The following is a 1,856-nucleotide window of genomic DNA, read 5'->3' as shown; positions in this document are numbered from 1 at the left end:
CCCCGATCGGAGAGATCGTCGCCTCCCGCTGGGAGACGTTGACCCAGTCGTCCCCGGCCGCGGCGGTCCCGTGGAGTGTCCCCGATTTTTCGGAGTGTGGTTTAGGCTGCGATTCCTGTGAGTGTGCGGTGCCCAAGTACTGGGCGGAAAAAATCCCACCGACACAACCTGCCAGGCCTCCGAGGGCCGCACCACAAGATATCCCGCCGCAGCGGCCTAGCGCTTTCTGGCGGAATACGGACCCAAGAAAAAATTGGCTGCCAGAAATGAAGAAAAGCAAATGGCACCCAATCCGATAGCGGAGATCAAAATATGTCCGAACGCGATGCCTACCCCTACTGCAGTTATGCCGATCGCCATTAGCGCAATGGCCATGCCTGGCAAGATTGCCATCAGTTTGGCCACTACTCGATTGCCGCGCACATCACGCCTCCGAGGATGGAAGTAGCGAACGACACTCCAGCGCCGATAACCACACTACTTCCCCACGTGACCGGCGCAAGGGCGAGACCAAGACCAACGGCCACTCCAATATCAGCTGAAAGCAAAGAAGTCGCAACCAAACATCCACCCTGGGCAAGCGACATGCCCCAACTGCCGGTGGGGTCTGTGGTGTTGCAGGGGTTGCCTGCGGCGTAGGTGTAGGGGTTGGTTTCTTGGGTGGTGGGGTCGGGGGTGGTGAAGCGTCCGGTGACCGGGTCGTACCAGCGCACGCCGAGGCGGTAGAGCCCGGTTTGCAGGTCGCGGGGTGCGCCGGTCCAGGTGAGGGTGTTCCACCAGGCCAGGGGTTCGTCCAGGCCGGGGGCGGAGCGGATGTTGCCGTAGGGGTCGTAGGCGTAGGACACGATCTTGACCGCGTTCGACCCGCCACCAGCGCCGATGAGGCCGATGACGCTGCCGAGCCGGTCCGGGATCACGTATCCGACGCGCCGCTCGCATACCTCGTTCATTTCATAGGACCTTGAGGAGGCTTGGGGCTCATCAGTGATCCGTATCGTCGAAACCGCCTAACTCCTACTACTACCAGAGTAAGCACTAGAGTCAACGACGCCAATGACATTAGAATAAACACCCACGCTGCAACAGTATTCTGATTGCGAATGTTGAGAACAGTCGCAACCGATGCCAACACAACCGCGGCCAAGAAACATATCGCAGCAAACGCGAATCTGAACGGTGAGAGATCAGGCCTCAGCATTCCGACCGCTCATTCCGAATACTCGAATGGCATGCAGCAGTGGACGCGACTCCTACAATGCCCGCATAAACGCCAACCGTGGCTGCAGCCGTGGCGATAAGGGGACTCGCGGTCACGGCGCCAACCCCTAATGCCGCTAACCCGACGACTCCAGCCGCGAGGCTGATGTTCTCGCCCCACCCCCCTCCAGTTGGGTCGATCCTGTTGCTTGGATTCCCGCCGGCGTAGGCGTAGGGGTTGGTTTCCTGTGCGGTGGGGTCGGGGGTGGTGAAGCGTCCGGTGACCGGGTCGTACCAGCGCACGCCGAGGCGGTAGAGCCCGGTTTGCAGGTCACGGGGTGCGCCGGTCCAGGTGAGGGTGTTCCACCAGGCCAGGGGTTCGTCCAGGCCGGGGGCGGAGCGGATGTTGCCGTAGGGGTCGTAGGCGTAGGACACGATCTTGACCGCGTTCGACCCACCGGCGGTGTTCGCGCCGATGAGGCCGATGATGCTGCCGAGGCGGTCCGGGATGAGGTATCCGACGCGCTGCTCGGCCCCGGTCCCGCGGATGACGGCCAACGGTTTGCCGTTGGGGCCGCGCAGGGTCTTCTGGGCCGCCCCGCCGGGGTCGATCTGGGAGGCGATCCCGAGCAGGGAATGCCCGATCTGCTCCCCGTGGG

The 1,856-nt window shown here is 62.6% G+C and carries 2 protein-coding genes; both read right to left on the bottom strand.

All coding sequences use genetic code 11. The features are described 5' to 3' along the window. Positions 1-404: 404 nt before the first annotated feature. Positions 405-950 (bottom strand): RHS repeat-associated core domain-containing protein, encoded by a 546-nt coding sequence (locus PINTE_RS21170; RefSeq protein ID WP_068434560.1) that lies wholly within the window; start codon positions 948-950, stop codon positions 405-407. Positions 951-1,191: 241 nt separating this feature from the next. Further along, positions 1,192-1,856 (bottom strand): RHS repeat-associated core domain-containing protein (locus PINTE_RS21165; RefSeq protein WP_169798595.1); only part of this gene is annotated, 665 nt, incomplete at its 5' end.

The organism is Piscicoccus intestinalis NBRC 104926 (assembly GCF_001515525.1).
Lineage (GTDB): Bacteria > Actinomycetota > Actinomycetes > Actinomycetales > Dermatophilaceae > Kineosphaera > Kineosphaera intestinalis.
This window is presented reverse-complemented; position numbering and strand designations above follow the sequence as displayed.